This window comes from Polynucleobacter sp. 15G-AUS-farblos (genome assembly GCF_018882445.1).
Lineage (GTDB): Bacteria > Pseudomonadota > Gammaproteobacteria > Burkholderiales > Burkholderiaceae > Polynucleobacter.
This window is the reverse complement of record NZ_JACVOM010000006.1, coordinates 43,052-69,386: the sequence shown is the minus strand read 5'-3', so window position 1 is coordinate 69,386 and position 26,335 is coordinate 43,052. Positions and strand designations below refer to the sequence as shown.

The following is a 26,335-nucleotide window of genomic DNA, read 5'->3' as shown; positions in this document are numbered from 1 at the left end:
CGAATTGAATTATTAACTTTAGATTTAAATAGTGTCAGATTCATGTACCTTTTGTGACACTGTCTGTGGGTACTGCTTAAATTGTTTGATTTATGGCGATGTACATCTTCATGTCATCTTCATCGGTATGTAATTCATAGCCTAGATGGCGCATTAATACCAACATATCGTGATTTTCTTTTAGGACGTATCCATAAATCTCTGATAAACCATTTAATCTGGCGCAATCTAAAATTCCCTGCATCAGGTGTGAGCCGATACCCTCATGGTGATAATCATCACTTACAGACAGAGAAAATTCTGCTCTAGTGCTATTTGTATCGCGCACATATCGAGAAATTCCAACCAAGCGTTCTATTGGCCAGTCTGCATTTTTTATATAGGCTCCCAACGCGAAGTCATTGGGAGTACATGCATGAATGATTTTATCTAGCAATTGCTCGGGCAAGGTCGACATAGCATGTGCATATCTAAAAAATCGGCTTTGAGCAGATAAATGCTCAAATAGATCGAGAACTGCTTTGCGATCATGTATGGAAATGGGCCTGATGTCGTACTCGCCACCATGAGCAAGCGTCCATTTTTTTATAAACCGTGAATTTAGAGCTTCGTTATTTGAGGTTAATTCCATTTATTTAGATCTCCGGAAAATTCATCTCATGGATATCATCGGAAATAATTAATTGCGCCCCTGTTGCTGCAATGACCTCATCTATTGTTACGCCCGGCGCCAACTCCTTAAGAATTAACCCGGCCGGTGTCGGCTCAATCACTGCCAATTCAGTCACAATCAAACTGACTGGACGCGTAGCGGTTAAGGGCAAACTACATTTCTCAACAATTTTATGAACGCCTTTGGCTGTGTGCTGCATAGCGATAATCACTTTTTTTGCACCAGATACCAGATCCATTGCCCCACCCATTCCTGGAGCCATCTTGCCTGGAATCATCCAATTAGCTAGGCGTCCTTGTGCGTCAACCTGCAATCCACCAAGCACCGTGATGTCTAGATGCCCTCCACGAATCAGTCCAAAAGAAAACACAGAGTCAATTCTGGCTGCTCCTGGTATTGCCATTACTGGCGTACCGCCCGCATCGGTTAAGTCATCATCCTCCATGCCTTCTGGCGGTCTAGCACCAAGGCCAATGAGACCGTTTTCTGACTGCAAAAAGACAGTCATGTTTTTAGGAAGGTAGTTTGCAACTTGCGTTGGTAATCCAATGCCAAGATTGACGAGCATGCCCTCAGTAAATTCTTGCGCAACACGCCGTGCAATAACTTCATTCGGAGTAAGAGTGCTTTTCATAAATGGATCTCTTAGTGATGCCTATGTGGCATAGAAATGAGCTCAGTCACAATTGCCCCTGGAGTAATAACGTCATTAGGGGAAATCATTCCAACCGGAACAATCTCATTGGTTTCGCATATCACCACTTTTGCAGCCATCGCCATTACTGGATTGAAATTGGTTGCCGTTAGTTGATACGCCAGATTGCCAAGATAGTCTGCTTGATGAGCATGTATGAGCGCAAAATCAGCGGCTATGGGAAGCTCTAACAGCCAATTTTCGCCATTGATTTCAATGACTCGCTTACCCTCCTCAACCAAGGTTCCAATACCTGTTTGAACCAATACGCCGCCAAGACCATACCCTGCTGCTCGAATCCGCTCTGCCAAATTGCCTTGAGGCACAAGATCTACTGTGAGCTCTTTACTAAACATCTTGGCTTGGGTTTCTGGATTTAAGCCAATATGACTAGCGATCACATGCTTAACTTGCCCACTAGAAATGAGCTTTCCAATGCCGTAGTTTGGCTTGCCGGTATCGTTAGCGATGATAGTTAAATCGGAAGTACCCGCTGCGACTAAGGCATCAATCATGCGATGTGGAGATCCTATTCCCATGAATCCGCCAATCATTAATGAGGCTCCATGAGGAATCATTTCAATGGCTGTTTCAACTGCTATTGCTTTTTTCATAACTAATTAACACTCATTTTCATAATGACCTAAATTGAGCCTCTGAAAGATCTCTTCTTCCAAAGGGCTCTTACCATCAGGAATGCCATGCTCTTGTCTTAATTGGTGAATATGCCCTCTAAGCAAGATTAGCCCCTTAAGAGTGGCTAATTTGTAAAAATGCTCATGATCATTTGGCAAATTATTTTCTAGAAGCTTTTCAACTACCGCCTCGTTTTTAATGTCAACATCCAAAAAGTATGCAAGTCTCACTATCTCTACATTTAACTGATGAATATCATCATCAAGCCTGGCATCCTCTAGAGAAGTTTGGGGTAGCATGCTTATGCCACCGCATGGCAACCGCCATCTACGTATATGGTTTGGCCTGTCATACCACTTGAACCGTCATCACATAAGAAGGCCGTTAAATTGGCAACCTCATCTGTAGTAACTAGGCGGGCTAATGGAGCCCTCTCAATTGCTCGCTTCATCAGCAAGTCAAACTCCTCAATACCAGAAGCTGCGCGGGTCATGATCGGGCCAGGAGATACTGCATGAACACGAATATTTTGGGGACCTAATTCGAGCGCCATATATCTGACCAAAGATTCTAGAGCAGCCTTAACGGGGCCCATTAATCCATAATGCGGAACGGCCTCATCAGCGCCAATGTAACTCATCGTCACCATACTGCCGCCATGCCTCATGTACGGCACACAAAGATGGGCAATTACAGCAAATGAATGGCATGAGATTGCCATTGCCCTGGAGAATCCTGAACTTGAGCTATCAATTACCTTGCCATGCAAATCCTCTAATGGTGCCCATGCAATGGAATGGACAATAAAGTCAAAATCTCCAAAACGCTCGGCAGCATCTCTGACAAATTCTTTTAATTGCTCATGATCCTCAACATTGCAAGGTTGAACGGGAATATCCAGACTTAATAAACTGGGAGAAACTAGCTCGTAGGCTTTTTGGTTAAGGCAAGATGCAACAACTAATGCGCCATCCGCACGGAGCTTTTTCGCAACGGCATACGCAATGCTCTTATCATTGGCTACGCCAAAAATAATCCCTTTTTTGCCTTTAAGCATCATTGCACCTAAAAAATGACAGACACTTGATGTTCTCTTTTAAATATGACAATTTAAAGGCTGAGGAAATTGATACGGTATGTCAACTAAATGAATTTGAAGTGATGTGTGTCAATCTTATGAACATTTAATGACAATTTATGTTTATAGATATTCACTTAGTTTTGGGATTAATGTCCTCATGGCAATATGGCCCAACCCCATACTGAATATGTTGCGCAAAACCCGACATACTAGTTAAAAGCAAGATTTCAAAAAGTATGGGGGCTTAGCTTTTTAGGTAATCGCATTTAGAGTGCTATTTTTTGACCCAAAATACTGATACATAATCAACACCATAGCCAAAAAGACAGTACCGCCAAAACCAATAATGATGAGCGGTAAGCTGATATTTATCCAAAGGAGAATTGAGTAGATGAGAAGCATAAATAACACCGATAAATTCTCACTAAAACCCTGAACGGCGATAGATTGCCCGGTTGCCATTAGTGAATGCCCCCGATGCTGTAACAAGGCATTCATTGGAACTACAAAATAACCCGATAACCAGCCCAATAGCATTAATAAAAAATAGGCCGGCAAAACGTTCAAGGTTAATTGAATTGAATACAGGTGCAAAAGAACGATTGGCGGTAAAAGGTCATCGCTATACATGCCCATGATGCAGACGACTAAGCCCATCAGTGCACCGTAGGGCAATACGTTAGCAGAATTCTGTAAAGAGACTTTGCATGCCGCATAAACAGCCCCTGCTGCAACTCCTATTGCAGAAACGGCTTGTAAAGCAGCGCTCTCAGAAAGATTCATATGTAAGGCATACTCAGCCCATTTCAACATCAGGAATTGAAGGGTTGCTCCAGCACCCCAAAATAAGGTGGTCACAGTTAAGGAGAGCTTACCTAGCCGATCTCGCCACAGACTCACAAAACAGGTGGAAAAATCCCGTACCAAATTACCGCAATGTAGGTTCAACTTTTGATAGCTAAATCCCACCTTCAATAGAGGTAAATTGAGTAAAGCGGCCGATGTATAAATAACTGAAATTAATAGGATGGCTATGGCTGTAGAGCTTGAAATATCACCCTTTATGAAGTCTAGATTAAACAGCTGGAAAAAATCATGCAGAAAATCGCTAATGAGAAATCCTCCTAACAAGGTCCCAAAAATAATAGAACCAATAATGAGGCCTTCCATCCAACCATTTGCAGCCACCAACTTGTCTGATGGCAATAACTCAGTCAAAATTCCATATTTTGCGGGTGCGTATAAGGCGGCACCTATACCAACGATGCCATACCCTAATAATGGATGCATTCCAAAAAGCATCATGCCGCAACCGCTGGCCTTTAGCACATTAGAAATCAACATCACCTGGCCTTTAGGTCTGGAGTCTGCAAAAGCACCTACAAATGGGGCAAAAAGAACATAAGGTAATACAAAAGAAATCTTGAGTAAGGGGGATACCCAATCCGGCTCTTGCATTGCAACTAAAAGAGCAATGGATACTATGAGTAATGCGTTATCTGCTAATGATGATAGAAATTGTGAGAAAGCTATCGTATAGAAAACACGATTCATTGCTTAATAAAAATTTCTCTTAAAACAGGCGATGAAGCTAGCTTATCTTTTGAATGGGAATTTAGTATTAAATCGTGATAATTATTTTCTAATTTTTTAGTAACTTGTTCCCATGAAATTTCTAGGGTTGTTTGCCTTGCCTGGGCTCTCAAATTTTCCAAATTAACATCGTCTTTTATTAGCTCAAGGCCTGCTGTAATAAATGAGTTGACCTCATTTGGATTAGCTAAAAATCCATTGGCGCCATGATCTATAAATTGCTGAGCTGCTGCGTAGTCATACGCCAAAACGGCTAAACCACTAGCCATCGCTTCGATCGTTACATTACCAAATGTTTCACTCAGACTAGAAAATAAAAAGATATCTCCGCTAGCATAATGGCTTGCAAGAGCTTCACCCCTCTTCACTCCAGCAAAGATGCTATTTGGGCAACTTAACTTTAAAGCCCCTTTTTCAGGTCCATCGCCAACCCATACCATTTTCAAATTTGGATTAACTTGTAACATTGCTTTAAAAGTCTCTACAGTGACATTTAAATTTTTCTCTGAAGCAAGTCTACCAACACATAAGACCACGTTTTCATGGTCTTTAACCCCCCAATGATTACGCAATTCTTGACAACGCTTTGATGGATTAAATAATTCAGTATCCACTCCTCTAGCCAGTACTCTGAGCCTCTCAAAACCATTGTTGAGCAATTGATTTTTGAGCTCCTGAGTCGGCACCATTGTGAAGTTGCTATGGTTATGAAAATATCGAAGATACCTTTGAATCGGATTTTTTAGGAAGCTCATTCCATAGTGGGTTGAATAAGCATCGAAATTTGTTCGGAAATCTGAACAAATAGGAATATTTAATTTTTTAGCCGCCTCCAGCGCTGACCAGCCGAGAGGACCTTCGGTAACAATATGGACAAGATTAGGTCTATCAGATGCCCATTGCTTTAACAGCATATTTTTTTGAGGAAGCCCCATCCTAAGCGAGCTGTAACCCGGTATAGGCACTCCCAATGTCAGTATTTCTTTGAAATGAGATTCATACTTGGGTATATCTTTTGATCCCTGACGCGGCCGGATGAGTGTAATGTCATGCCCCATTTCAGCTAAACCCTTAATGAATCTAGCGATTGTGCTTGCTACCCCATTAACCTCTGGAGGATATGTTTCCGTAACAATAGCAACCTTAACTGAAACATTCGGCATTAGATTGCTATCTTTTTCCAGGGCATTTGAAGTCATTGCTACCGAGTATTCTCGAAGAAAATAACAGTTTTATGACATTGTGAATTTATTTACATGTCTTAAAATTGTCACAAATAAATTGTAAATATGGGTGAGTTTAATATTTTTGTAATGAAGCACTTTAATATTCAGAGGATCCAAAATTGATTCAATTTTTTGAAACCCTAAAAAAACAGCGCTGGGACGATCATCGTTATTATCACCATAGCCGCATCAATCAATCACTACACCTTGTTAGTGCTCTGAGTTTCTTAACTGCCTATTTTTTATTGTTTACAGATCCCATTGCAGCTTCATTGCTTGCTTGGCTTGTTGCCATGACAACTCGTCAAAGCGGTCATTTCTTTTTTGAGCCAAAGGGTTATGACGAAGTGAATAAAGCCACACATGAGTACAAAGAAGAAATTAAAGTAGGCTACAACCTTAATAGAAAAATTGTTCTTTTATCCATTTGGGCAGCAATCCCAGTATTGGTTTACTTCAACCCCGTATTCTTGCAAAAATTTGTTGCCTTAAATACCTTCACAAATACAGAAGGCTTTATTCGACAAACCGGCCTCCTGTGGCTATGGCTTGGTGTTGGTGGCGTGCTTTTCCGCACTTTCCATCTCTTTTTCATTCATGACGTTGAAGCTGCCCTGGCATGGATGACTAAAATTATCACGGACCCATTCCATGATGCAAAAATTTATGCAACTGCGCCCTTGTACTTATTACGTGGACAACTCATCGACCCGATGAACCACCTTGAGCTCAACGAAGAAAACCTAGGTTCAATCAACTCCTAATGCAGGTGCATATTGGTTGTCTTTTCTTCCGAATAGCATCTCTTTGAGGATTTGACGTTTAATCGCTTTATTGCTTAGCCCGCTTCCATTCCACCACCAAGCATCCTGCTTCATAGACTGGGCTGCAGCAATAAAGCGCTCTAGGACGGCCAGCATGTCTGCATCACTATAGTTCAGACTAAAAATAAATCTTCCCGTCCCAATCCAGCTCAGCGCTAGACCTTGTTCCTTCAAATAGTACTGAAACATCCAGTTATAGCGGCTAGGCTCAGTGAAATAGATAGTCCAAATACTAGACATATTGGCAACCCTGACTGGCAAATCTAATGAAATTAATTTTTCATTAAAGAGATTAGCGCGGCGATTCCAAACTTCATCTAAATCTTCATACATTTTTTTGATAGCTGGAGTTTCAAGTTGCTCTAAAAATACTTGCATCGCCCCCATGACATAGGGGTGCGAGTTAAAAGTCCCCCTTGCAAAACAGATGTCGGCAGGCTTTTCTTCTCTAAACCGCTTCATTAGATCACTACGCCCACACACCACCCCAATCGGTAAGCCACCTCCCAAGGTTTTACCGTAAGTCACCATATCTGCCCGGACGCCAAAGTATTCTTGCGCGCCGCCCTGAGCCAAACGAAATCCTACGAATACCTCATCAAAAATGAGAACAATTCCATTTTTTGTACACACTTCTCTTAATTCTTGGAGCCATTTGGTATAGGCGGCGCGGTCATAATGCGCAGTACGCGAGCTGTCTAAGAGAGATGAGTCACCGGGCGCTCCTTTATTCGGATGCATAGCCTGCAATGGATTCACTAATACACAAGCAATATTTTTTCGGTTGCGAAGCACACGCAAGGTATCTTGATCCATCTCCTTTAGTGTGTAGGTTTCCCGGGGAGGGAGTGGATTACCTATGCCAGGCTGAACATCTTCCCACCAACCGTGATAGGCGCCATTAAACCGCACCACATGGCTACGCTTTGTATGGTAACGGGCTAAGCGCACCGCCTGCATTACGGCCTCTGTACCAGACATATGAAAGGATATTTCATCTAATCCCGAAATGGCTGTCAAACGCCTTACGTTGTCCGCAACAATGGGGTTGTAAAACCCTAAGACAGGCCCTAGCTCAGAAACACGTTTGGCCCCATCTTCAATGGCCTTTTTATAAAAATCATATCCGAGTACATTGACGCCATATGACCCAGTTAAGTCATAAAAGACATTGCCATCTAAATCAGTCAAGGTAACCCCAGATGACGACTGCATAAAGCTGCCGGATTTCAAATGCTCGCTAACAAAGGGGCTAAATTGAAAGGGTACTCGATACCTGCCTGTGAATTGCAGATCTGATATGTTTTTAGCAGCCTGATTTGTCAAGGCAACCGATTTTGCAAAACGGCCTTGATAAATATGCGATAAGCGCATAAAACCAGCCTCCCTTAGGGAGGCGATATTTTCTGGCGCACCATCGACTTTAAAAAAGGCCTCTGGATTAAAGGAGTAAAAAGGAATTAAACGGGCTACCCTCTTTGCCATGCGTGAGTGTCCGGCCAGAGATGGATGTTTGGCCTTAGATAGCTGCAATCTTGTATAGACCTTACGAGTAATCCACACTCCAATCCCTGCTCCGAATATACTTAATGCGATCCAACTATTCATAAATACTCCAATTGATCTTTCTTGACACTTTTACTTCATTTGTTTGACAAAATTATGTCAATGAAAAAGACCATCCAAAGCATTCTGTCCCAGGAAGACCTCAATTTTCTTCTGACTAATCGCATCCCCCGCAATACGCTTACTCGTTTTATTGGCTGGTTTAGTCAAATTGAAAACCCTGTGATTGCCTATATCTCTATCCAGGTTTGGAAATTCTTTTCTGCACTTGATTTATCGGAAGCTAAGAGTCAGCACTTTAAAAGTATGCATGCCTGCTTTACGCGTGAACTTAAGCCCAATGCAAGACCAATTAATCAAGACTTGAATAATCTAGTGAGCCCGTGTGATGCACTGATTGGAGCATTCGGAAGAGTGAGCAATGGAGAAATTTTTCAAGCCAAGGGCTTTCCTTACGACATAGAAGACCTAATTCCCAACAAGAGCTTAGCCAAGAGTTATGAGGGATGTGAATACGTAACCTTACGACTCACTTCAAGCATGTACCACCGATTTCATGCTCCAACGGCAATGCGGATCAGAAAAATCACTTATATCTCTGGTGATACTTGGAATGTAAACCCGATTGCACTAAAGCGGGTTGAACGACTCTTTTGCAAGAATGAAAGAGCCGTAATTGAATGTGAAATAGACCATCCAGATAATAGCGTTGAAAATAAAACTCTGTCTCTAGTGCCTGTAGCAGCCATTCTTGTTGCGAGTATTCGAATGCACTGTATTAATCTCCTCCTCCATCTACAGTACAAAGGCCCCAATGAGATTGACTGTGATGTTGCTGTCACTCGCGGAGAAGAATTAGGCTGGTTTCAGCATGGCTCAACTATTATTGTTTTTGCTCCAAAAAATTATCGCCTGCTACCAAGCTTCAATTTGGGCGACCACGTTCGTATGGGCGAAGCTTTATTTGAATACTCGTTAGAAAGATAGGCTATTTACAGGCCAAACTCAGAGTATCGCGGCTGCGCTCCATCCCCTCAGCCATCATTTCGAAGCCCTTCCGAATATTATTTCTCATGAAATATTCTATTACCCCATTCGGAATGACAGAATCTGGCTCCATGATGCTGGAATATCGTACCAGCACACCCTTCTCATTGGTATGCAGTCGCCATGTACCAGAAAAGGCTTTGTTATCGCCTTTAATCTGTTTAAAGTTCAGACCCTGCTGTGGTAGCTCCGTAAACTCCACTTCATAACGCAGTTGAATAGGGAATAATAAAACCCGCTCCTCAATAAGCCTTTCAACGGTAACCTTATTGCCATTTCTTCTACGTATCTTAGATTCAACAATTCCTGGAGTCGTTTTTACGTCCTCATAATCTGTCAAAAAGGTATAAGCCTCGCACTGGCTAACTGGCGCTAAGTAGCTTGCTTGTACCTTAAAAGCTGCTCCCGCTTTTTCTATAAGTACCTGCAAATCATAAGGGGGTAGCTCTGTGACTGCATAACAAGATTGGCCGCCTATTAGCAAACATAAAAGAAATATTTTCTTCACAGTAGAACTGCTGAGCCAGGATAATGAATTGGCAATGTTCAATATTCTCCCTCAATATTGAGATCAAGCAATACTAGTGACTCAGCATCGGCCAGTTCTGCACACTCTACCCCATTCATTTGATCATCAAAAGAGAGTTGGGCAAAACGTTCAGCAGCTAAGAGATTATTCTTTTGATAATTATCTAAAGCCAATAATTGATTCCATGCTGCTTTTTGAAAATATTCTGCAGCCATTCTTCTTAAATGAATAACCTTGTCATTAGGATTTTGATCTAGCAATTTCTACCCCCTTCAATTTGGCATTGAACTTGACTGTGATCCTCTTCTTTTTATATGACAGCTATATGAATTTTTAAATGTCATTGTCACATTTGAGGTCTTGATATCAAGCCCAAATATGACAATTTCACCTCTTAAAATTTATTAAAAAATATTTCTATCTGAGATAGAAATGTCACACTAAACAGGTCAAACTGAAAGCCTACTTATGGGAGATGAAGAGCAATTCTGCTCCTTTCCGGTCTCCTCAGCTTGCTCTAACAGCCCGTAAGTAACCATTCCTAAATTTTTGGGGGCAATGATGACCACATTTACCACAGAAGACAGAGAAAAAGCGGCGCTAGAACCAATCCCATTTTTCGGGTGGTGCTACTTAACTGATCCAGCGCATGTAGATAAAAGAAAAGCGGTGGCAGCGGCTACTAAAAAACCGGAGCTTAATTACAAGATTGATGAAGGTAGTGAAGACTTAGAAAATTAAGCCTTAAATTCTATTTTGCTTATCTACGCAGCAAGCAAGCTCTATTGATCTTTTAGTGAAATAAGAGATTCATAACTCCCACTGCATAGCCACATATCTGGAATCAAATATTGTTTGAGTGGTAAGCGTACTGGTAAGCGGGAGTATTAAAGAAAAAGCCCCGGTTAGGGGGCTAAGTCTTTGTTGTATATAGCAAAAAGCAGGTAGGTTGCCAAAGTACTTGGCGGAGACGAGAGGATTCGAACCTCCGATCAGAGTTTTAGCCCCGATGCTCCCTTAGCAGGGGAGTGCCTTCGACCAGCTCGGCCACGTCTCCGTACTTGTTACTCTTACAACGACCCACAGTTTAACGGATTACCGTCTGCTGAGGGTTTTACTGCGTTTTTGATGCCTTTTTACTTCTAATTACTTCTGATCCAGCTCAAATGCCTTATGCAAAGCACGTACTGCTAATTCCATATATTTCTCATCAATCACTACTGAAATCTTGATTTCACTGGTGGAGATCATCAAGATGTTGATGCCCTCTTCTGACAAGGTGCGGAACATTTTGCTGGCAACACCAACGTGCGAACGCATACCAACACCCACAACAGAAACCTTAGACACCTTTGGATCACCTGAGATTTCTTTGGCTTCTATCTGAGATTGCACTGTGTTCTTTAATAAGTCCAAGGCCTTTTGATAGTCTGAACGCGGTACGGTAAAAGTAAAGTCAGTCTTACCATCAACAGATTGATTCTGGATGATGATGTCAACATCAATATTGGCATCGGCAATTGGGCCTAGGATTTGATAAGCAATTCCTGGGCGATCAGGTACGCCAAGAACGGTAATCTTTGCTTCATCACGCGCAAAGGCGATACCGGAAATAACGGCGGCTTCCATAGTGCTGTCCTCTTCAAATGTAATCAAGGTGCCCGACTTCATCTCTTGATCAAGGGGGATCAAGGGATCTGTCAAAGAAGACAGAACGCGGGTTTTAACTTTGTACTTACCTGCAAACTCTACAGAACGAATCTGCAATACTTTTGAACCTAAGCTGGCCATCTCCAGCATCTCTTCAAAAGTGATCTTATCTAAACGACGTGCATCTTCACAAACACGTGGGTCTGTGGTGTAAACACCATCAACGTCGGTATAAATTAAGCACTCATCAGCTTTTAGAGCCGCGGCCATTGCGACGGCAGAAGTATCTGAACCACCACGACCTAAGGTAGTGATATTGCCTTCTGGATCAACTCCCTGAAATCCAGTGACAACGACTGCACGTCCAGCATTGAGATCAGCTAAGATTTTTTTATCATCAATACTTTTAATGCGTGCTTTAGTAAAAGCAGAATCCGTATGCACTGTCACTTGCCAACCAGCATAGCTGACTGCATCGATTCCTTCGCGCATTAAAGCCAAGGCCAAAAGACCAGAACTCACTTGTTCGCCTGTCGATGCAATTTGATCTAACTCGCGAGGATGTGCATCTGGATTAATTTCTTTTGCCAAGCCAAGCAAGCGATTGGTTTCTCCAGACATAGCAGAAGGAACCACCACAACCTGGTGACCTGCACGCATCCATTTCGCTACGCGTTTAGCAACATTACCGATGCGCTCTACTGAGCCCATCGAGGTGCCGCCGTACTTATGAACAATAAGAGCCATAAAACCGTCTTTTAAAGAGGAACTGCGTTCCCCAAGGGTCTAAAAAGGCCCTATTTTACAGGGTTTTAAACCTCAAAGCCTGCTTGGCGCCACTCAGGTAATACTCGGGGTCCTGAATGAACTAATTGGGGATAACTTACCCCAACCCCGGCTACCGCAACGAGTTCCTGCTTAATAAAGAGTAATGGAGCCTGCCGCTGCCAAGGAGGGATGTCACCCTCTTGAAACAGATTCTTGAGCGATTTACGAGGGCTGTTAGGCTTAATTTGAATCTTTTCAGCCCCTACCCTAGATCTCACCTCAATCAGCCCATTGTTCAAGGCCTCCTCCACCCATTGCACAGGTAAGCCCGGTTCTTTGCTCTTGGTATTCACCTTTTTAAATACCCATTCACCAGCTTGTTCATCAGCAACTTGCAATAAGTCTCGCCAGAGCCGAATCTTGCGCTCATCATGCAACCACTCCAGCTGCGCATCCCTTTTCCTTTTGGCGCTGGCAAGATCTTTCCACCAAGCGGCCAAACGCTCTTGCGATGGCATCGCCAGATCATGCGTCTTGAGCCAATAGCGCACTACATTATTAGCAGCAGGCAAATCGTTCTCAGCCAGCGTCATGAGTAATGCCACTTTTAAACCTGATTTATCAATGATCAACTTGCCATCTTGCTTAGCCAAGCGATCCAATAATGCCTGAGACTGTCCTAAGATATTGGCACTACGCGCTAAATTAGCAATGGCATCCGGTTGGATTTTTTCTAATCTAGGAATGATGTCTTTCCGAATTGCATTGCGACGATATTGGATATTTTGATTGCTAGGGTCTTCAACCCATTTCAGCTTATTGGTTTTGGCGTACGCCTCTAGCTCGACTTTGCTTTGGGCAATCAGCGGTCGCCATAAGGTGATCGCAATATCCCCATGCTTGAGCTCGCGAGCCTGAGCCATCCCAGCCAGCCCTGCTACACCAGACCCACGTAAGAGCTGTAAGAGTACCGTTTCAGCTTGATCATTTTGGTGGTGTGCCAACAGTAAATCTTGAACTCCATGATCAGCACATAACTCCGCTAGCGCTTCATAGCGTGCAGTCCTTGCTCTCGCTTCAACATTACCTTGTTTGGCATCATCACCCAAATGCAAGAGTCTGAAATCAAATTGAATCTGGTATTTTTTAGCGAGCTTTTCGCAAAAGACAAACCATTCATCAGCCGCCTTTTGCAAACCATGATGAATATGAAAAGCCCAAATTTCTGGAGGATTTTTGTTTGCTAATGCTGATTTGCAAACAGTATCGAGAAGCACTACCGAATCGAGGCCACCACTTAAGGCAACCGCAATTCGTTTTCCTAGCTTAGGACTTGGCTGTGATTTCCTTGAACTTGCCATAACTCATTAAACGCTCATGACGACGCTCTAGTAGCGCATCTTCTTTCATGCCATCGAAAGTCTTTAATGACTCGGCAAGTGCTTTATGCATATTCACCATCATCGTGTCGTAATCACGATGGGCGCCACCAATAGGTTCAGCTACGATCTTGTCAATCAAACCCAGCGCCTTGATACGTTGGGCGGTTAAGCCCAGCTGTTCAGCAGCCTCGGGCGCCTTGTCAGCTGTTTTCCACAAGATCGATGCACATCCTTCAGGAGAAATCACGGAGTACGTTGAGTTCTGCAACATCAACACAACATCGCCCATAGCGATTGCTAACGCACCACCTGATCCACCCTCACCAATGATGGTGGCAATAATGGGTACCGTTAACTCTGCTTGCACATATAAGTTACGGCCAATCGCTTCAGATTGATTGCGCTCTTCCGCATCAATTCCTGGAAATGCCCCAGGGGTGTCAACAAAGGTAAATACTGGGAGCCCAAATTTTTCAGCCAGACGCATCAAGCGCATTGCCTTGCGATAACCCTCTGGACGACTCATGCCAAAGTTTCTGAGAGCGCGCTCTTTTGTATCGCGCCCCTTTTGATGACCAATCACCATACAAGGCTGACCATCAAAACGCGCTAGGCCGCCAATAATCGATTGATCATCTGCAAAAGTACGGTCGCCATGCAACTCATGAAAGTCAGTGAACAAGGCATTCACATAATCTAAGGTGTATGGACGCTGGGGATGACGCGCAACTTGGGAAACTTGCCATGGGGTCAAGTTTGCATAGACATCCTTGGTGAGCTGCATGCTCTTTTCTGTCAGGGTTTTGATCTCGTCAGAAATATCTACCGAGGATTCATCCTGAACAAAACGCAGCTCTTCAATCTTTGATTCTAGTTCGGCGATTGATTGCTCAAAATCTAAGAAAGTCGTTTTCATAGGTCGATTTTAATATTCAACTGGAATGGGGTCGATACTTCTCCACATATACCAGGTGGCAACCGTGCGCCAAGGGGCCCAATTTGCCGCTACCTCACGGGCTTCATGCCGGCTGACAGGCTCTCCGCTGAAGTAATTGAGGGAAATGGCCTTAATTAGGCCCACATCGTCTAAAGGCAAGATATTAGGCCGTACTAGGTTAAAAATCAGGAACATTTCGGCGGTCCAACGCCCAATTCCCCGAATATCACTCAATTCCTTGATGACATCTTCATCTTCCATATCCTTCCATTGGGAGGCATGCAAACGACCTGAATGAAAGTGATCGGCTAAATCCCGGATGTATTCAACCTTGCGTCCGGACAATCCAGCGGCACGCAACTCTTCCACAGACAGAGCCAAGATATTTTTTGGATTCACTTTGTTTTTGGAGGCAAGCAAAACTCTATTCCAAACCGATTGAGCAGCAGCTACAGAAATTTGCTGTCCCACAATGGATCTTGCAAGGGTATTAAATGCATCACCACGGGTGACTAAAAAAACTGAGCCAAACTTCGGAATGAGTTTTTTGAGAATACGATCCTGCTTCATGAGCTCACGACATGCTTGCTCCCAATATTCGGGCGCAGCTTTCTCAATAATAACTTCATCTATAACAGCGGCCACTATGCTCTACGCCATTCTGTAATGCCGCCCGGCTTATCTTCCAAAACAATTCCCTGCTCTAAAAGCGTCTTGCGAATCAAATCGGCTTTTGCAAAATCTTTTGCTTGTTTTGCACTTACCCGCGCTGTGATTTGTTCTTCAATTTGAGCTGGACTCAAACCATCTTCAGCCTGAGTTCCAGACTGCAAAAATTGTGTTGGCTCTCGTTGCAAGAAATGGAGCGCGGCACCTAAACTTTTGAGAGTGTTTGCCAGTCTAGACTTTTCATTATCTTGAGCCCGATTAACTTCACTCGCCAAGTCAAACAAAACTGCGATCGCCTCAGGTGTATTGAAATCATCATTCATGGCAGCGGTAAAACGCTTTACCCATGGGTTTTCAGCATCCAATACTTCAACACCTGCCTCTGAGGCTTGGGCTAGCGCGGTATACAGTCGTACCAGTCCTGAGCGTGCCTCTTCCAATTGGGCATCACTGTAATTAATTGGACTGCGATAGTGTGCTTTGAGCATGAAAAATCGAATCACTTCTGGATCAAAACTTTTTAGGACATCTCGAATGAGGAAAAAATTACCTAGAGACTTAGACATCTTCTCTTCATTGACCCGAATGTGGCCGTTGTGCATCCAATAATTTACAAATGGCGCATCATCCGCAGTACGATTTTTGCCATACAAAGCACCTTCACTTTGTGCAATCTCGTTCTCATGATGAGGAAACTGTAAGTCGGCACCTCCGCCATGAATATCAAAGTGCTCACCTAGTAAATCGCAAGACATAGCAGAGCATTCAATGTGCCAGCCTGGTCGCCCTTCACCCCAAGGCGATTTCCAGCGCGTATCTGCCGGCTCTTCTGGCTTAGCGCTTTTCCACAACACAAAATCCAGTGGGTCACGTTTACCGCCTGTGACTGCTACACGCTCTCCTGCATTAAGTTCATCTAATGATTTCCCAGAGAGGCGACCATAGTCAGGAAGTAAGCGCACTGCAAAATTGACATCCCCATCATCAGCTTGATATGCCAATTCATTTTGGATGAGCTTACCAATCATGCCTTGCATTTGGGTAATGTAATCGGTTGCTCTAGGCTCCAGATCAGGATGCATCAAACCAAGCTGATCTGAGTCGGCATGCATAGCATCAATGAAGCGCTGAGTCAGGGCTGAAATAGGCTCACCATTCTCAATGGCCCGATTAATAATCTTGTCGTCAATATCCGTGATATTGCGCACATAAAGGACTTCGTAACCGCTTGCCCGTAGCCAGCGTACGACCATATCAAACACAATCATGACCCTGGCATGCCCAATATGGCAAAAGTCATACACTGTCATGCCGCAGACATACATTTTCACCTGACCCGGTACGATGGGCTTAAAGACCTGTTTTGATCGACTAAGGGTGTTATAGATTTGCAGCATAGGGCTATAAAGGTTGGGCAAGTAGCGCCAATTTGTTAGACTGAGCGCTGAGTATATCGAATGAGCCCGTTTTAAACCCTTCTCTTATGTCTGTAACCGTCTCCGTACCGCGTCCAGCCCTATTAACAGCCCTGATAGCTGGCTTATCGCTCATCTTATTGGGAGGCTGTACTACCCCCGCCCAAGAGCGCACTCAAGCAGAGCTTTCCGCCCTTAATGCACAAAGGATGAATTCTCCACTGGCTGCTACCCAACCCTATTTGGGAGGTTACAGCCCTTCTGACCCCCCTAGACTATCTGCCGATTCGGGATATGACCCCTTAAACCCAGAGCTCTCAGAAACTGTTGCTATTCCTTTTCTTTCTTTTCTGATTATTGAGCCAGACCCTATTCCTAAAAATGCAGTGCCGCCAGATGTAGAAAGATTAGTCAAGGCACGGCAATTTCAAGATGCAGTCAATCTCATCAACCAACAACTCAAGGCCAATCCACGAAATGTACAAATTCGATTTGTGAAAGCGCGGCTCCAAATCGAGATGCGTAAGTTTGATGATGCCAAGAAAACCTTAGTTGAAATTACGCAACAATTTCCAGAACTACCTGAGCCTTACAACAATTTGGCAGCCATTGCCGCAAACCAAGGCAATTGGATTGAGGCAAGAGACTATTTAGAGCTTGCTTTAAAACTGCGCCCCACTTATGCGATTGCTGCAGCCAACTTAGGTGAGATCTACATTCGTCTTGGCGCTCAGGCCTACGAGAATGCCGCCAAAGGCGCCCAGACTAATCAACGTCAGTACACCCTTCGAGCCAAGGCCTTGTTAGACGTTCTCAAGCCACCAGCTAGACGCCCAGCCGGAAATACTCCAGTTAGGCCGGCTAGCACTAATGACGCAAACCGTAATACAACCTCACCAACTAACCTTCCAGAAAGTAGACCAAACAATGGCGAAAGTACTGTTAAAAACTAATCAGGGTGATATCACCCTCACTCTTGATTCTGCTAAGGCGCCTAAGAGCGTTGCTAATTTTTTGCAGTATGTCAAAAGCGGTCACTACGATGGCACTATTTTCCATCGCGTCATTGATAACTTCATGATTCAAGGCGGCGGCATGACTGCTGGAATGAAACAAAAACCGACTGGTGCTGAAATTGAAAATGAAGCCAACAATGGTTTGAAAAATGAGCGTGGCACAGTTGCTATGGCTCGCACTAGCGATCCCCACTCCGCTACGGCCCAGTTCTTTATCAACGTCAATGACAATGACTTCTTAAACCACACTGCACCAAATGCCCAAGGCTGGGGTTACGCCGTTTTTGGAAAAGTGACTGATGGTCTTGACGTCGTTGACAAAATTCGTAAGGTGAAAACTGGTAGCTCAGGTTTTCATCAAGATGTTCCTGCTGAAGATGTTGTCATTGAGAAGGCTACCGTTCTCGAGGAATGATCCCGCAATACTCGAGCGCCCTGCTCATATCAGACCTGCATCTCACGCCGTCAATGCCACTGACGGCGCAACGTTTTTTTGATTTCTGCGAAAAAGATGGCCCCAAAGTTGAGGCTGTTTTTATTTTGGGAGATCTATTTGAATACTGGGTGGGCGATGATGCAGCAAGCCCATCCCCTTTTCAGCAAGAAGTCAGGCGTGCACTAGCCACCCTCTCAACTAAGGTAGATACTTTTTATATTCATGGAAATCGAGACTTTTTAGTCGGCGCTGATTTTCTAAAAAGGACAGGCATGACTTTATTGCCTGATCCTGCACGAATGGATATTGCTGGCACCCAATACATCCTGAGTCATGGCGATGCACTCTGCACTGCCGATGTGGGCTATCAAGTATTTAGAACATGGGTACGCAAGCCATGGTTGCAAAAGCTATTTTTACGTCTACCGCTGGATTGGCGTCTGTCTATAGCAAAGCAATTGCGTAGCAATAGTCATACACAAAGCGAAAGTGCTGCACGCGTGCCATCACCTGAATATCGCATCAAAATGAATGTGACTCAGGAAGCCTGTGCTGCACTCTTACGCGAGCATACTGAGACACGCTTGATTCATGGACATACCCACCTCACCGCGCATCACCACGAACAATTGGGCGAACAATCCTGGCAACGCTGGGTGCTTTCTGATTGGGATCTAGATCACCCTGAAAGCGTATTGCCTAAGGCTAATGCACTCTATATTGACAGCCTAGGACCGCGATTTATCGATCTCATCAAGCCACAAGAAAACAGCCTTCTTTAGGGCTGTTTTAAGCCTGTTAGCAATTTGAATATTTAGAGAGACATTGCACCATCTGTGCATAAATGCGAGGGTTCGCTGCCATAACCTCACCGCTTTTCAAGAAACCTTCTTCGCCACGGTAGTTACCAACTAGCCCACCTGCTTCAGTAATCAGCAATGCACCAGCAGCCATATCCCATGGCTTGAGATCGCTCTCAAAAAATCCATCGTATCGACCTGCAGCAACATAAGCTAAGTCCAATGAAGCAGCACCAGGACGACGCAATCCCGCACACTGGCGCGACATCTCTGCAAAGATTTTCAAATACTTTTCTAAGTCTTGATCTTCACGATAGGGAAATCCAGTACCGATTAAAGAATTTGCCAAACGATCTTGACTACCGACACGTAAACGACGTCGATCTAAATACGCACCTGCTCCACGTGTTGCAGTGAATAATTCATCGCGAGTAGGGTCATAAACCACTGCCTGCTGCGTAACACCGTTGACCGCCAAAGCGATTGATACTGCGTATTGCGGAAATCCGTGAATAAAATTGGTTGTGCCATCTAATGGATCAATGATCCAAACATTCTCAGCATCGACATTGTGTTCGCCTGTTTCTTCAGCCAAAAATCCATGGCTTGGATAAGCCTCACTGAGTGTTTCAATGATGGCTGCTTCTGCAGCTTTGTCCACCTCGGTTACAAAATCATTATGCTGTTTACGATCAACCTGTAAGCGCTCTAAATTCAATGAAGCGCGATTGATCACGGTTCCAGCACGACGGGCAGCCTTCACGGCCACATTTAACATGGGATGCATAGTATTGATGGACAAATTAAATAAGAACAAGCCTGTAATATTGCCAAGCAAAAGCACAAAACTGCATGACAATACGAAGCTAACAGACTGATTCTAAACGATTTGCATTTATTACCCTAAAGCCATCCCTGCCCAATACGACCATGAATTCCAAACAAGCTCAACTCCTTCGCTGGGTACTGGTAGAGACTAGCCATCCTGGGAATGTTGGATCAGCTGCCCGGGCTTTAAAAACCATGGGTTTTCATGATCTGCGCCTCATTCATCCTCGTATCCCGAATATTGCCCAAGAACCTGAAGCAATTGCCTTAGCTAGCGGGGCAGGCGATGTGCTCTTGAGCTCCCAAGAAAGCGACTCTTTAGAGTCAGCAGTTGAAACATGCTCGCTAGTGCTTGGCTTAACCAGTCGCGACCGAGAGTTTGGGCCACCCTCACTAAATTGGGTAGAGGCTCGCACCCTCATTAGCCAAACGGTTCAGGCTGGGCAAAGAGTGGCTTTGATGTTTGGCCCTGAGCGGACTGGCCTTGATAACCAGCACCTTGCCCTATGCACCCATCGCGTATGGCTTGATGCCAACCCAGAATACCCCTCTCTGAACCTAGCTCAAGCCCTGATGGTTTGCGCTTTCACCCTTAGAGAGACCTTAAATATAGAGTCTGTGGGCGTTACAACAAGCCTAGATCAGATTGACTATGCGGATCCTGCCGCAATCTCCGCCATGCTTGAGCATTGGCGCTCTGGCTTAGAAGCGATTGGCTATCTAGACCCCGCTAATCCCAAGAAATTAATGGCGCGATTACAGGCCTTATTTGCCCGCAGTCGGCTCCAAAAAGAAGAAATTGATCTTTTACGGGGCATTGCAAAGCAGATGCTCCTGAGAAAATAAGCACATCCCGTTAAAATCGAGTTATGTTTAATTCCCTTTTTGACCACGTCGACTCGATCATTGTTCGAGATCCCGCTGCTAGAAATCGACTTGAGGTCATTACTTGCTATCCAGGTTTGCATGCTGTTTGGTTCCACCGTGTCTCCCATTTTTTATGGGGCATAGGTCTCAAGTTGATCGCGCGTCTATTGTCTGTGTTTGCGCGTTTCTTAACCGGCATCGAAATCCATCCGGGCGCCAAGATTGGCCGCCGGGTTTTTTTAGATCATGGCCTTGGGATTGTGATCGGCGAGACTACTGAAATTGGTGATGACTGCACCATTTATCAAGGCGTCACCTTGGGTGGTACTTCTCTATATAAAGGTGTTAAGCGCCACCCTACTTTAGGTAAAGGCGTTGTTGTAAGTGCAGGAGCAAAAGTGCTTGGTGGCTTCACTGTGGGTGATGGCGCTCGCGTAGGTTCAAATGCTGTTGCACTTAAAGAAATTCCAGCAGGCGCTACTGCCGTTGGTATTCCGGCGCGGATCTTGCATCCGGATTTGCCACAAAGCGCAGATAGCAAAACGAAAGAATATTTTTCTGCTTATGGTGTTACACCGAATGTAGATGATCCCGTTTCGATGGCGCTCAAGGGTTTGATCGATGCCACGATTGAACAAGAAGCGAAAATTGCCGCTTTGGAGAAAATGATTGCTAAGCTCAATAACACGCCTGCTGTGCCAGGTGATGCAACAGCTGCAAGTGACACCAAGCGTGACCTAGACGCCATTAAGGAATGGCTTAAAGAGTAATACTGAGCTTGATAATCTGTTTGTTAGTGCAATGTGCGAGGATTAGCTTCCCCTGAACTGAGATTGCTCCCCGGAAATTCCTCTTCATCGTCGCCATCATCATTTGGCATCCCAAATGAGAAGCTTTCACCACCTTCTGGGTGTCGATTTTCGATCTCATCTTCAGTGGCTGCGCGGACATCTTCTACCTGAACCCAAAAACGCAATGCCATTCCTGCTAGTGGATGATTACCATCAAGTACCACTTGATTATCAGCAACGTCGGTCACGGTATAAATTAACGGCTCATCATCAGCATCATCATCGCCAGCTTCAGCAGACTCTTCATCTGCATCGGGTACGCCTTCAAATTGCATGCCGACTTCTAGAGGCTCAGGAAAACGGGTGCGTGGCTCTATTTTGAGCAATTCCGGATCGTATTCCCCAAATGCCTCATTAGGCTCTAACTGAATGGTGGCTTCATAGCCGATGTCTTGACCATCAAGCAAAGTCTCAATTTTAGGAAAAGTGCCCTCGTAGCCACCGTGCAGGTATACCATCGGAGAATCGGGTTCTTCGATGACATTATTTTGCGCATCGGTTAACTTATAACGAAGGGAAACGATGGTATTTTTTTCAATCTTCATGCGGAACTTATCAAACATACGTTTTTAATCAATTTCTATCAAGCTTTTACTTATGTCATTATTTTACTTGAGCAAGCCCTATCAACCTCCAGAGGCTCCAAAAAACCTGCCTTTAAACCAGCCATGGGCATTATTTGGGGGAATTAGCCCCGAGCTATTCATGAAAAGGTATTGGCATAAAAAGCCACTTTTGGTCAGAGGGGCCATCCCTGCTTTTGCACTTGCCAAGAAAAATCAACAAGAATTGAGTAGTCCCATTTCTGAATCCGAGCTCTTTAAGTTAGCCACAGATGAAATGGTGGAGTCTCGCTTAGTTCAGTCCAAGCCCTGGAGTTTTGAATCGGGTCCATTTAAGAAATCATCCATTCCCAAAATAGATCGAAAGGATTGGACCTTGTTACTTCAGGGCATGGAGGCGCACCATCCTGCTGCTGCAACCGTACTGTCCTGGTTTCGCTTTATTCCAGATGCACGTCTAGATGATTTAATGATTAGCATCGCCGGGGTTGGTGGTGGCGTTGGGCCTCATTTTGATTCGTATGATGTGTTTTTACTTCAGATGTCTGGCAGAAGACAATGGCGCATCTCCGCACAAAAAGATTTAAGACTCAATCCAAATCTGCCACTCAAAATATTGCAGCACTTTCAGGTAGAGCAAGAATGGGTTTTAGAGCCTGGAGACATGCTGTATTTGCCACCGCATATTGCACATGACGGCATTGCTCTCGATGCAGGCTGCCAAACTTGGTCTGTTGGATTTCGCTCCCCTAGTTTTAAAGAGCTACTTCAAGAGGGTTTGTGGAGACTAGCCGAATCCTTAGAGGGTATTCCTGAATTAGAAGAAAAATTTGCTGACCCTAAACAAGAGGCAAGCACTAACCCAGAAGAACTGCCAAGGGAACTGATCACACAATTAGAAAAGAAGCTTGCTGGTTTAAAGCTCGATCAAATCAATCAGTTTTTACCTGGGATCACAGCTTATCTCACTGAACCGAAGCAAGAGGCCTTCTTTAAAGGTCCATCCACCCCTCTATCGCCAAGTCAATTTGCTCAAAAAATAAGCTTCCAACCCTTAGTACCCCACCCACAAACCCGAATCCTAAGCCTGCGTCCTCATATTTACTGCAATGGAGAGATGGTTACCCAAGGACAAACCACTCAAATCAAAGGGGCTTGGCGCACTCTTGCTGCCCACAAAGCACTGACTCAGAAAGGGCTTCGATCCCTTGAAACCTCAAGTCTCTATGAGGCCTATTTATCTGGATGGTTAGTTTTCCGATCCGAATAGATAGATGGATATAATAAATACTGGAATATACCTAGGGATAATCCCTTGAATAGTCCGACAACAATTACCGGTAATTGCTGTAATTTTTTTAAGAGGAAACTACAAATGAAGAAGTCACTCGTACTCGCTGCTATGTTAGCAATCGCCTTAGCTGCTTGCGGTAAAAAAGAAGAAGCTAAACCTGCTGCTGCTCCTGCTGCTGCTCCTGCTGCACCTGCTGCTGAAGCTCCTGCTGCTGCTCCTGCTGCACCTGCTGCTCCTGCTGCTGCTCCAGCTGCTGACGCTAAGAAGTAATCTTCTTCATGAAGAGAAAAAGCCGCTGAAAAGCGGCTTTTTTATTTGCATCTTTAAAGTTCTTATCTCGTTAATTGATCTGCAAGCATCGTCAGCAATTGAAATCCTGCCGGAGTATTTTCAGGTTTGCCATCAGCATCTTGCACATAAATACTTGCAGAATTATCACCAGTGCTTTTCACAACAACTTGATATCGCTTAGCCTTTAAACTGGAGTCATCCTTGCTGCTAAACAAGTTAGTGAAGAAACCTTTGGTGTCGCCTAAATCTTTTGGATTGACGTAACGAACATAATAAACACCGCTGGAACGATTGCGGTCTTCAACGGAGAAGTTCGAACGATCAAGCGCTAAACCCACATCACGCCAAGAGCGATCAAACCCTGAACTCATTTCAATATGGGCTGTATTAACGCCATCTTGAACAAATTTCGCTTTCGGTGTTTTTGGACCCAAAGGTGCAGCAACCATTGCTTTAGCCTGTTCTTGAGTCATTCCTAAACGCTCCATAAGTCGCGCTAAGAAGACTGCCTCTAACTCTGGATCGTTAGGTCGTGGGGTCCAGATAGTGGAAAGGCAGGCCTGCGTAACGTCACGCACGCACTCTTCGACTGCGCCACGTTGAGTAATAAAAATCTCGGTTTCACCAGGCTTAGTTGGCTCTAAACGTGTTTTGTATTTATCGCGCTCACCAGTATCAAAAATAGAACCAAGCGCACCGCCAATAGCGGATCGAATAAAGTCTTGTGCAATCTTCGCGCGGTTCTCAGCCCAATCGGTTTCCATAATTCCGGTAGATGGAGAATCAATCACCAATAAGAAGCCGTTTTCCTGCCAGAAATCTTTTACTTGTGGGTAGAGTTCGACTGCAGGCTTCTCCACTACCAACCAGCGACGCTCACCATCACGAGCAATGCGCATGCCCGGAATACCGGTCATGACATTAGTTCTCAATTGTGAAGACTTCTTTACTGCTGCATTGTAGTCAGACATGGTAGCTGTACCGTCTTGCACAATATAACGACGATCCGCTTGAGATGTAATCAAGTCTGGCGGGTATGCTAAGTTAGGGCCGCGAATAGCACCACTACCTTTGTAATCAACGGTGTCATTACTAGTGACAGATTTGCATGAAGTCAAGCTGGCAATCGCCACCATTAACAAAGCAAGAATCGAACAATATCGGCGAAAGTAATACGCAAAATTCATCATAGTAGACCCGCTTGTTTTAATGCTGCCTTTAAGGGCTCGCGCAAAGGCTCACTTAAAGGTGTTAATGGCAGGCGGATGCCAGCAGTAATTTTGCCCATCTGATGCAAGGCCCATTTCACGGGAATTGGGTTAGCTTCGATGAACATCGCTTTGTGCACAGAAATTAATTTGTATTGAATCTCACGAGTCTTTTTGACATCGTCTGACATAGCCGCCACGCAAAGTTCATGCATCAATCGTGGAGCCACATTTGCCGTTACCGAGATATTACCTTTACCACCCATCAGCATGAGCATGGCAGCTGTTAGATCATCGCCAGAAAATACAGAAAAGTCCTCATGACCCGCCCGCTTGAGATCGGCGATTAAAAGCGTACCCCGCTCAAGACTACCTGTCGCATCCTTGATGCCGATAATGCCTGGAACATCTGCTAAACGCACAACCGTGTCGCCTGCTAGATCAGCCACCGTGCGTCCCGGTACGTTATACAAAATCACTGGCAGATCAACTGACTCTGCAATCTTTTTAAAATGGGCATACATGCCCTCTTGAGTTGGCTTGTTGTAGTACGGAACGACTTGCAAGCTCGCGTCTGCGCCAACTTTTTTTGCAAATTGAGTTAACTCAATTGCTTCTAATGTCGAATTACCACCGGTTCCCGCAATCACCGGAATTCGGCCAGCGATATGCTCAACAGTCGCACGAATCAACTCGCAATGTTCTTCTACGGATACTGTTGGAGACTCTCCGCTAGTACCTACAACCACAATGCCATCGGTTCCTTCGGATACATGCCAATCGAGCAATGAACGCAAACTGGCGTAATCCAAGCTACCGTCTTCAAGCATCGGCGTAACAATAGCCGGCATGCTGCCAGAGATGGGCTTTTTATTTCTTGCGGAATGCGCTGTATTTGTCACCGAATGTATACCGATTTTTAGCTGTCTTAACCCTGAAATTGTAACGGAATGCGTACTTTTAGAACGCTTTTACGGCACAGATCCGCTGCATCATAGCTGGCTTGGGCTTATCTTGATAAATATCCTCATAAGCCACGACTTTTAGACCATATCTTAGGGCTAAAGCAAGTAATTCCCCTGTTTTTAAGAGGAAATTAGGATTTGAGGGTTTGCCAAAAGCCTCATTTCCCTGGGCAAAGGTTTCATAAATGAGCACTCCCCCAGCAGCAAGCATCTGGGGCAATTGATCTAAGTGGGGGCGATACAAATAATTGCTCACCACAATGCCATCAAATACTCGGCCCTTTAAAGGCCAAGTATCCAGCTCAAGATCAAGCTCTTGGGTCGTAATTTGAGGAGTGTTATCTGATGCTAATACGGTGATATCGCGGTCAACAGCAGTAACTGAAAACCCCGCGTTAACCAAATAGCGAGAATGTCGCCCTGAACCACAGGCAAGATCTAATACAGCACCTTGTGGTGGAATCAGCGTAGCAAAACGCTTCACCCAGGGTGAGGCTTCTGCTATTGCTTCATGGTTAGGCAAGGA

General features: G+C 44.5%; 30 protein-coding genes and 1 tRNA gene. 10 read left to right on the top strand and 21 right to left on the bottom strand.

The features are described 5' to 3' along the window. Positions 1-76 precede the first annotated feature (76 nt). The 7 genes from ICN41_RS10245 to ICN41_RS10215 all read right to left on the bottom strand — a co-directional run bounded on the left by ICN41_RS10245 (position 77) and on the right by ICN41_RS10215 (position 5,876). Positions 77-631, bottom strand: a complete 555-nt coding sequence (locus ICN41_RS10245; protein ID WP_216292829.1) for a GNAT family N-acetyltransferase — start codon at positions 629-631, stop codon at positions 77-79. 4 nt (positions 632-635) lie between these two features. Further along, positions 636-1,307 (bottom strand): 3-oxoacid CoA-transferase subunit B, encoded by a 672-nt coding sequence (locus tag ICN41_RS10240; protein ID WP_216292828.1) that lies wholly within the window; start codon positions 1,305-1,307, stop codon positions 636-638. Between the two features lie 11 nt (positions 1,308-1,318). Continuing rightward, positions 1,319-1,981: a CoA transferase subunit A gene (locus ICN41_RS10235; RefSeq protein WP_216292827.1), complete on the bottom strand. Its 663-nt coding sequence runs from the start codon at positions 1,979-1,981 to the stop codon at positions 1,319-1,321. A 6-nt stretch (positions 1,982-1,987) separates the two neighbouring features. Next, entirely contained in the window at positions 1,988-2,302 is a 315-nt protein-coding gene (locus ICN41_RS10230; protein WP_216292826.1) for a hypothetical protein, read from the bottom strand. Positions 2,303-2,304: 2 nt separating this feature from the next. Further along, positions 2,305-3,060 (bottom strand): enoyl-ACP reductase, encoded by a 756-nt coding sequence (locus ICN41_RS10225; RefSeq protein ID WP_216292825.1) that lies wholly within the window; start codon positions 3,058-3,060, stop codon positions 2,305-2,307. Between the two features lie 276 nt (positions 3,061-3,336). Then, entirely contained in the window at positions 3,337-4,638 is a 1,302-nt protein-coding gene (gene lplT, locus ICN41_RS10220; RefSeq protein WP_216292824.1) for a lysophospholipid transporter LplT, read from the bottom strand. Then, complete coding sequence (locus ICN41_RS10215) at positions 4,635-5,876, bottom strand: glycosyltransferase family 1 protein (RefSeq protein ID WP_216292823.1); 1,242 nt, start codon at positions 5,874-5,876, stop codon at positions 4,635-4,637. Before ICN41_RS10215 ends, lplT begins: the two co-directional genes overlap by 4 nt. A gap of 146 nt (positions 5,877-6,022) precedes the next feature. On the opposite strand from ICN41_RS10215, the gene ICN41_RS10210 reads away from it, so the two are divergent. Next, a complete protein-coding gene (locus ICN41_RS10210; RefSeq protein WP_216292822.1) occupies positions 6,023-6,667 on the top strand; it encodes a hypothetical protein in 645 nt (214 codons plus the stop codon). On the opposite strand, the gene ICN41_RS10205 is transcribed toward ICN41_RS10210, so the two are convergent. After that, entirely contained in the window at positions 6,653-8,335 is a 1,683-nt protein-coding gene (locus ICN41_RS10205) for an aminotransferase class III-fold pyridoxal phosphate-dependent enzyme (protein ID WP_255537977.1), read from the bottom strand. The genes ICN41_RS10210 and ICN41_RS10205 overlap by 15 nt on opposite strands. A 60-nt stretch (positions 8,336-8,395) precedes the next feature. Between ICN41_RS10205 and asd the strand changes: the two genes are divergently transcribed. Continuing rightward, positions 8,396-9,280: an archaetidylserine decarboxylase gene (gene asd / locus ICN41_RS10200; RefSeq protein WP_255537976.1), complete on the top strand. Its 885-nt coding sequence runs from the start codon at positions 8,396-8,398 to the stop codon at positions 9,278-9,280. Position 9,281: 1 nt separating this feature from the next. Here asd and ICN41_RS10195 read toward each other — a convergent pair whose 3' ends face one another. After that, positions 9,282-9,890: an SRPBCC family protein gene (locus ICN41_RS10195; protein WP_216292820.1), complete on the bottom strand. Its 609-nt coding sequence runs from the start codon at positions 9,888-9,890 to the stop codon at positions 9,282-9,284. Next, entirely contained in the window at positions 9,887-10,129 is a 243-nt protein-coding gene (locus ICN41_RS10190; RefSeq protein ID WP_216292819.1) for a hypothetical protein, read from the bottom strand. The genes ICN41_RS10195 and ICN41_RS10190 overlap by 4 nt, the downstream gene beginning before the upstream one ends. A gap of 301 nt (positions 10,130-10,430) precedes the next feature. Here ICN41_RS10190 and ICN41_RS10185 point away from each other — a divergent pair, with 301 nt between their 5' ends. Beyond that, positions 10,431-10,610 (top strand): hypothetical protein, encoded by a 180-nt coding sequence (locus ICN41_RS10185; protein ID WP_216292818.1) that lies wholly within the window; start codon positions 10,431-10,433, stop codon positions 10,608-10,610. A gap of 221 nt (positions 10,611-10,831) precedes the next feature. On the opposite strand, the gene ICN41_RS10180 is transcribed toward ICN41_RS10185, so the two are convergent. The 6 genes from ICN41_RS10180 to cysS form a co-directional block, all read right to left on the bottom strand. Continuing rightward, positions 10,832-10,926: transfer RNA gene (locus tag ICN41_RS10180), tRNA-Ser, on the bottom strand. Between the two features lie 89 nt (positions 10,927-11,015). Continuing rightward, a complete protein-coding gene (locus tag ICN41_RS10175; RefSeq protein ID WP_216292817.1) occupies positions 11,016-12,266 on the bottom strand; it encodes an aspartate kinase in 1,251 nt (416 codons plus the stop codon). 65 nt (positions 12,267-12,331) lie between these two features. Then, a complete protein-coding gene (gene tilS, locus ICN41_RS10170; protein WP_216292816.1) occupies positions 12,332-13,648 on the bottom strand; it encodes a tRNA lysidine(34) synthetase TilS in 1,317 nt (438 codons plus the stop codon). After that, positions 13,614-14,585, bottom strand: a complete 972-nt coding sequence (locus ICN41_RS10165) for an acetyl-CoA carboxylase carboxyltransferase subunit alpha (protein WP_216292815.1) — start codon at positions 14,583-14,585, stop codon at positions 13,614-13,616. Before ICN41_RS10165 ends, tilS begins: the two co-directional genes overlap by 35 nt. Before the next feature lie 9 nt (positions 14,586-14,594). After that, positions 14,595-15,251, bottom strand: a complete 657-nt coding sequence (locus ICN41_RS10160) for a DNA-3-methyladenine glycosylase (RefSeq protein WP_216292814.1) — start codon at positions 15,249-15,251, stop codon at positions 14,595-14,597. Then, positions 15,251-16,672 (bottom strand): cysteine--tRNA ligase, encoded by a 1,422-nt coding sequence (cysS, locus tag ICN41_RS10155; protein ID WP_216292813.1) that lies wholly within the window; start codon positions 16,670-16,672, stop codon positions 15,251-15,253. Before cysS ends, ICN41_RS10160 begins: the two co-directional genes overlap by 1 nt. 86 nt (positions 16,673-16,758) lie before the next feature. Here cysS and ICN41_RS10150 point away from each other — a divergent pair, with 86 nt between their 5' ends. The 3 genes from ICN41_RS10150 to ICN41_RS10140 are packed head-to-tail and all read left to right on the top strand — an operon-like array spanning position 16,759 to position 18,924. Then, positions 16,759-17,643 (top strand): M48 family metallopeptidase, encoded by an 885-nt coding sequence (locus tag ICN41_RS10150; RefSeq protein WP_216292812.1) that lies wholly within the window; start codon positions 16,759-16,761, stop codon positions 17,641-17,643. Further along, complete coding sequence (locus ICN41_RS10145; protein WP_216292811.1) at positions 17,618-18,121, top strand: peptidylprolyl isomerase; 504 nt, start codon at positions 17,618-17,620, stop codon at positions 18,119-18,121. The genes ICN41_RS10150 and ICN41_RS10145 overlap by 26 nt, the downstream gene beginning before the upstream one ends. Beyond that, on the top strand, positions 18,118-18,924 hold the full coding sequence (locus ICN41_RS10140) for a UDP-2,3-diacylglucosamine diphosphatase (protein ID WP_216292810.1): 807 nt from the start codon (positions 18,118-18,120) through the stop codon (positions 18,922-18,924). The genes ICN41_RS10145 and ICN41_RS10140 overlap by 4 nt, the downstream gene beginning before the upstream one ends. Positions 18,925-18,940: 16 nt before the next feature. Here ICN41_RS10140 and ICN41_RS10135 read toward each other — a convergent pair whose 3' ends face one another. Beyond that, on the bottom strand, positions 18,941-19,729 hold the full coding sequence (locus ICN41_RS10135) for an inositol monophosphatase family protein (RefSeq protein ID WP_216292809.1): 789 nt from the start codon (positions 19,727-19,729) through the stop codon (positions 18,941-18,943). A 143-nt stretch (positions 19,730-19,872) separates the two neighbouring features. Here ICN41_RS10135 and ICN41_RS10130 point away from each other — a divergent pair, with 143 nt between their 5' ends. Further along, complete coding sequence (locus ICN41_RS10130) at positions 19,873-20,616, top strand: RNA methyltransferase (RefSeq protein ID WP_216292808.1); 744 nt, start codon at positions 19,873-19,875, stop codon at positions 20,614-20,616. A 23-nt stretch (positions 20,617-20,639) separates the two neighbouring features. Further along, positions 20,640-21,407 carry a serine O-acetyltransferase gene (gene cysE / locus ICN41_RS10125; RefSeq protein WP_216292807.1) on the top strand — a complete coding sequence of 256 codons (768 nt, stop codon included), beginning with the start codon at positions 20,640-20,642 and terminating at the stop codon, positions 21,405-21,407. Positions 21,408-21,430: 23 nt separating this feature from the next. Here the strand turns inward: cysE and ICN41_RS10120 are convergent, their stop codons facing one another. Beyond that, a complete protein-coding gene (locus tag ICN41_RS10120) occupies positions 21,431-22,033 on the bottom strand; it encodes a peptidylprolyl isomerase (protein WP_216292961.1) in 603 nt (200 codons plus the stop codon). Positions 22,034-22,085: 52 nt separating this feature from the next. On the opposite strand from ICN41_RS10120, the gene ICN41_RS10115 reads away from it, so the two are divergent. Both ICN41_RS10115 and ICN41_RS10110 read left to right on the top strand, forming a co-directional pair. Then, positions 22,086-23,321, top strand: a complete 1,236-nt coding sequence (locus ICN41_RS10115) for a cupin domain-containing protein (RefSeq protein WP_216292806.1) — start codon at positions 22,086-22,088, stop codon at positions 23,319-23,321. 105 nt (positions 23,322-23,426) lie between these two features. After that, a complete protein-coding gene (locus tag ICN41_RS10110) occupies positions 23,427-23,615 on the top strand; it encodes a hypothetical protein (protein WP_216292805.1) in 189 nt (62 codons plus the stop codon). A gap of 62 nt (positions 23,616-23,677) precedes the next feature. Here ICN41_RS10110 and bamC read toward each other — a convergent pair whose 3' ends face one another. The 3 genes from bamC to ICN41_RS10095 form a co-directional block, all read right to left on the bottom strand. After that, the gene (gene bamC, locus ICN41_RS10105; RefSeq protein WP_216292804.1) at positions 23,678-24,826 is read right to left on the bottom strand and encodes an outer membrane protein assembly factor BamC; all 1,149 of its coding nucleotides are present in this window, start codon (positions 24,824-24,826) and stop codon (positions 23,678-23,680) included. Further along, positions 24,823-25,695: a 4-hydroxy-tetrahydrodipicolinate synthase gene (dapA, locus tag ICN41_RS10100; RefSeq protein ID WP_216292960.1), complete on the bottom strand. Its 873-nt coding sequence runs from the start codon at positions 25,693-25,695 to the stop codon at positions 24,823-24,825. Before dapA ends, bamC begins: the two co-directional genes overlap by 4 nt. 109 nt (positions 25,696-25,804) lie before the next feature. After that, positions 25,805-26,332 (bottom strand): bifunctional 2-polyprenyl-6-hydroxyphenol methylase/3-demethylubiquinol 3-O-methyltransferase UbiG, encoded by a 528-nt coding sequence (locus ICN41_RS10095; protein ID WP_216862334.1) that lies wholly within the window; start codon positions 26,330-26,332, stop codon positions 25,805-25,807. Positions 26,333-26,335 lie beyond the last annotated feature (3 nt).

Coding starts and splice junctions, on each gene's coding strand:
- ICN41_RS10245 (WP_216292829.1), bottom strand. CDS start 631: ATGGAATTAACCTCAAATAACGAAGCTCTAAATTCACGGTTTATAAAA.
- ICN41_RS10240 (WP_216292828.1), bottom strand. CDS start 1,307: ATGAAAAGCACTCTTACTCCGAATGAAGTTATTGCACGGCGTGTTGCG.
- ICN41_RS10235 (WP_216292827.1), bottom strand. CDS start 1,981: ATGAAAAAAGCAATAGCAGTTGAAACAGCCATTGAAATGATTCCTCAT.
- ICN41_RS10230 (WP_216292826.1), bottom strand. CDS start 2,302: ATGCTACCCCAAACTTCTCTAGAGGATGCCAGGCTTGATGATGATATT.
- ICN41_RS10225 (WP_216292825.1), bottom strand. CDS start 3,060: ATGCTTAAAGGCAAAAAAGGGATTATTTTTGGCGTAGCCAATGATAAG.
- lplT (WP_216292824.1), bottom strand. CDS start 4,638: ATGAATCGTGTTTTCTATACGATAGCTTTCTCACAATTTCTATCATCA.
- ICN41_RS10215 (WP_216292823.1), bottom strand. CDS start 5,876: ATGACTTCAAATGCCCTGGAAAAAGATAGCAATCTAATGCCGAATGTT.
- ICN41_RS10205 (WP_255537977.1), bottom strand. CDS start 8,335: ATGAATAGTTGGATCGCATTAAGTATATTCGGAGCAGGGATTGGAGTG.
- asd (WP_255537976.1), top strand. CDS start 8,396: ATGAAAAAGACCATCCAAAGCATTCTGTCCCAGGAAGACCTCAATTTT.
- ICN41_RS10185 (WP_216292818.1), top strand. CDS start 10,431: ATGACCACATTTACCACAGAAGACAGAGAAAAAGCGGCGCTAGAACCA.
- ICN41_RS10175 (WP_216292817.1), bottom strand. CDS start 12,266: ATGGCTCTTATTGTTCATAAGTACGGCGGCACCTCGATGGGCTCAGTA.
- tilS (WP_216292816.1), bottom strand. CDS start 13,648: ATGGCAAGTTCAAGGAAATCACAGCCAAGTCCTAAGCTAGGAAAACGA.
- ICN41_RS10165 (WP_216292815.1), bottom strand. CDS start 14,585: ATGAAAACGACTTTCTTAGATTTTGAGCAATCAATCGCCGAACTAGAA.
- cysS (WP_216292813.1), bottom strand. CDS start 16,672: ATGCTGCAAATCTATAACACCCTTAGTCGATCAAAACAGGTCTTTAAG.
- ICN41_RS10150 (WP_216292812.1), top strand. CDS start 16,759: ATGTCTGTAACCGTCTCCGTACCGCGTCCAGCCCTATTAACAGCCCTG.
- ICN41_RS10145 (WP_216292811.1), top strand. CDS start 17,618: ATGGCGAAAGTACTGTTAAAAACTAATCAGGGTGATATCACCCTCACT.
- ICN41_RS10140 (WP_216292810.1), top strand. CDS start 18,118: ATGATCCCGCAATACTCGAGCGCCCTGCTCATATCAGACCTGCATCTC.
- ICN41_RS10135 (WP_216292809.1), bottom strand. CDS start 19,729: ATGCATCCCATGTTAAATGTGGCCGTGAAGGCTGCCCGTCGTGCTGGA.
- ICN41_RS10130 (WP_216292808.1), top strand. CDS start 19,873: ATGAATTCCAAACAAGCTCAACTCCTTCGCTGGGTACTGGTAGAGACT.
- cysE (WP_216292807.1), top strand. CDS start 20,640: ATGTTTAATTCCCTTTTTGACCACGTCGACTCGATCATTGTTCGAGAT.
- ICN41_RS10120 (WP_216292961.1), bottom strand. CDS start 22,033: ATGAAGATTGAAAAAAATACCATCGTTTCCCTTCGTTATAAGTTAACC.
- ICN41_RS10115 (WP_216292806.1), top strand. CDS start 22,086: ATGTCATTATTTTACTTGAGCAAGCCCTATCAACCTCCAGAGGCTCCA.
- ICN41_RS10110 (WP_216292805.1), top strand. CDS start 23,427: ATGAAGAAGTCACTCGTACTCGCTGCTATGTTAGCAATCGCCTTAGCT.
- bamC (WP_216292804.1), bottom strand. CDS start 24,826: ATGATGAATTTTGCGTATTACTTTCGCCGATATTGTTCGATTCTTGCT.
- dapA (WP_216292960.1), bottom strand. CDS start 25,695: ATGCCGGCTATTGTTACGCCGATGCTTGAAGACGGTAGCTTGGATTAC.